The sequence below is a fragment of the Candidatus Zixiibacteriota bacterium genome (assembly GCA_034003725.1).
GTDB lineage: Bacteria > Zixibacteria > MSB-5A5 > GN15 > FEB-12 > WJMS01.
In genome coordinates, this window is the sequence record JAVEYB010000035.1 from 1 (window position 1) to 3459 (window position 3459).

General features: G+C 51.1%; 3 protein-coding genes. All 3 read right to left on the bottom strand.

The annotated features are described in order from the left end of the window. A partial coding sequence (locus tag RBT76_15915; GenBank protein ID MDX9859270.1) for a DEAD/DEAH box helicase family protein occupies positions 1-1556 on the bottom strand: 1556 nt, incomplete at its 3' end. Between the two features lie 2 nt (positions 1557-1558). Continuing rightward, positions 1559-2398 carry a nucleotidyl transferase AbiEii/AbiGii toxin family protein gene (locus tag RBT76_15920; GenBank protein ID MDX9859271.1) on the bottom strand — a complete coding sequence of 280 codons (840 nt, stop codon included), beginning with the start codon at positions 2396-2398 and terminating at the stop codon, positions 1559-1561. A 3-nt stretch (positions 2399-2401) separates the two neighbouring features. After that, complete coding sequence (locus RBT76_15925; protein ID MDX9859272.1) at positions 2402-3208, bottom strand: hypothetical protein; 807 nt, start codon at positions 3206-3208, stop codon at positions 2402-2404. Positions 3209-3459: the final 251 nt, after the last annotated feature.

The following is a 3459-nucleotide window of genomic DNA, read 5'->3' on the forward strand; positions in this document are numbered from 1 at the left end:
GTGAATTGTTGCGAGCCGGGAATGTTGGACGTGACCTGAACCGCGAAGTCCGAATTGTACTTGTCAGGCCATAGCTGGTGAGCCATGACGTTCAGTGTCTGGGTGATTTTCGAGGCGTGCTTCTGACTGACACAAAAGACGATGCTCTTGCCAATTTCACCGCTGATAGGGTCTTTCAGTGCGTTCTCCAAGAAGGTCTTGCAGAACACTTGATTTGTCCTCTCGGAGAAAAACTTCCGTTCGAAGTCGCGCCCAAACATCGATTCTTCGGTCTCGACGCCATCCTCATTCGGAACCATGACTGCGTAGCCCTTTTCGGAAAGTAGTTCGGCGGTAATATCCGTCCGGGCATCGGCGACAATTGGATTGATGAGATAACCTTCACGAACTCCATCCAACAGGCTGTAGCGATACGTCGGCTCTCCGCTTTCGCAGCCGAATGTTTTGTAGGTATCGAGTAGCTGACGACGTTCCCATGCTCTCGGATCATTGCTGGCTAGCCTGTTTGGATCGATGTTTTTGAGATAGTTCTTCGGAGTGGCCGTCAATCCGAGTTTGTAGCCGACAAAATACTCGAATACAGCCCGTGAATTCCCTCCTATAGAGCGATGGGCTTCGTCGGATATGAGCAGATCGAAATCGGTCGGCGAGAATAGCTTCTTGTACTTGTCTTGAGAAGAAAAACTCTGCACTGTCGAGATGACAATGTCCGCGCTCTTCCAACTGTCTCTGTTTTGCTTATAGACGACTGCGGTAAAATCATTTTTCAGATATCTGACGAAATTCTTATGAGCTTGGTCTTCCAGTTCCAGCCGATCCACCAAGAACAGGATGCGTTTGGCGTTTCCGGTTCGGAGAAAGAGTTTGATAATGGCAGCGGAAATCAATGTCTTGCCAGTGCCCGTCGCCATTTCAAACAGGAAACGGTCGCTCCCCTGCCCAGCCGACTTCTGTAAGGCGTGAATTGCTCTCAACTGATACGGCCGGAGAATTCGAAGCCCTTCTTCCAAAAGAAACCTGGATCGAGTTTCCTCTGCCTTATACTTCGGATCGTCTTTGAATCGTGCGTTTTGCGTCAAAGCGATGTAGTCGTCTTCAACCCTCTCTTCTGCTAAACGCTTATTGTCGGGTGTAAATTCTTTCCGATGTTCGATGGACTCCTGTCTCGGGAACTCGGTGATGATCTCCGGATTGCCACGCTCCAGATCCCAGAAGTAGTGCAGGTTGCCATTCGAGAGAATGACAAATCGAACGTTGAGGGATTTTGCATACCGACGAGCTTGCTCCTTTCCGTCGAGCGGGTCTTTTTCCTCTTTCTTGGCTTCCAGTACTACGAGGGGAAAGTTTCTTTCGTCGAGCAGTAAGAAGTCGATAAAGCCGTGCTTAGTCTTTTCGAAATCGTGACCGAACGCATCGATGTCTCTTTCGGTTAGTTTGACGTTCGGTTCGAGCTGGATGTTGGCCAGGCCATTCTTATCATCGAAAAAGCGCCATCCTGCATCTTTCAGCAGCTCGTTGATTTTTATGCGCGCTTTGGCTTCTTTGTTATTGGTCATAGTCAATTCGTTGTTTCACCTGCAATTGCAATGATCAGGCTTTTCAACTCCTTCAATACCGTGTCGAATGCTGGCAGGACCGTGAGCTGGTGCGCCAACCCGCGCTCCCAGAATCGTTCGGCCTCCGCCAACTGCTCTGTATTGAAGAAGTCTTCTACCTTAGGCTCGGGAATATCCTTGGAATGACACTTCTTCAAAAAAACATCCTTTGTACGCTGGTGGTCGAAATCCTTGCCATACTCCTTGAGGAGTATCCAGACGTCGTAGTAGTCTCTGCTCTTCCCGCGCTGGAGAATGCTTCTGAGTTTCTCCGCCACGACCTCCTCAAGTGCATAGGTGGGTAATGACGCGGGGATATCGTCCGCGTATTCCTGAACCACATTCAAATTTGGTGTCGGAAGAACGATCTCCTCGTTAAGCGCGATATCGACTCGAATATTGTTCTTCTGCCCGCTTGACTGACGCAACGGCCCATCGTAGCTGAGCTTCATTTGAGCAGATACGATGGCCTCGACATCTTTCGGATATTGGGAGAATTCGCTCACTCTCATCGGCAGGCCAAACGCGCTACTGACCCCGTCCACAGCGGCTGTGAACATGTCGCGAATTTGAGAAGGAGCCAGCGCCGCCTTTGCGGTGAAGTCCAAATCCTCCGAATACCGCCAATGTGGATAATAGCACTTTTTGAGCGCGGTGCCACCTTTGAATACCAGGTGCGTCCGAAACTCCGGAATGGCCGCGAGTGACATGAGGGTCTTGGACAAGACGTAGTCCTTTTCGATCACCCCAGGGTGAATCGATTTGTTGGCGGCGATGGTGCGGATGGTGTCGGCGCTGATCATATGCTAATGCTGTATCCATTCGGTCAGGTTGGTCTGCTTCACGTTGACGCGGAGTCGCCAATCGGCATTGAGCGTATGCTTGGCGCCCTTCCCATGGGGATCCAAATCGACGTAGCCGTAGGTGAGGCGTTTCTGCAAGCCTAACCTGACGCGCGAGTCGAGGATGCCCAGGGTTTCCAACAAGAAGCCAAGGCGTTTGACGATGGCGGAGTTCCCCATCCGGTCGATATAGCCGAGCATCTGGTCGAAATTGAAATCCGTTCGTCCGTTCCACAGTCCCTTGGCCACTTCGACGATTTCACCGGCGTACCGTGGCTGGTCCAGACAGTCGACGATGGTCTTTTCTTTGTCAGCTATGCTGACTTTCTGATCTCCGAGCCACTGTTCATTGAAGCCGAAGAATCGTTCGGGTTTCAGCTTGACGAACCTGAACGCGGTTCCGGCGACGTGCACCGGCCGTTTCAATTTGGTGGTGGCGATGAAGACGGTTCGTGACGGCTGTTCGGTCCAGCCGTAGAAATTGAGCGCCGTCCAGTAGCTGACGTAGTAGGGATCGATCAACTGGGCGGCAATGATCAGGCTCTCTTCCGTGAATTTCCCGCTCTTCCAGGCGACGGGAGGAATCACCAGATACTTCCCGTTTTCGATGCGCTGTAGCTTCTTCTTCTTGGTGAGAAGATGAATGATTTTGGACGTGAAGGATTTGCTGATTGCCAGAATCTCTACGGCTTCGTCAACGGTGAATATTCGCTTGCCTCGTTCACCTAAGGTAGCGATGAGATATTCTTCTTTTGAGCTTATTCCCGGCATTTGAGCTTCCGATTAACAATTATTACCGCTTGCAGTAAGAATTGTATAACAAAACAACAATCAAGTCAAGCAAAAAGGCAGAAAAAGAGGGTCCCGGACAAAACCCGGAACCCTCACAGAAAAAGGGAGAACAATCAATGCGCGGGGACAAGTAACTGCCCCGCCCGCCGCTCAAGATCGACCCGATGATTGGCGAAATCAAGGCTGCGGGCGTGGGCGGTAAAACCCTGCACCATCCCCCAGAGATTGGC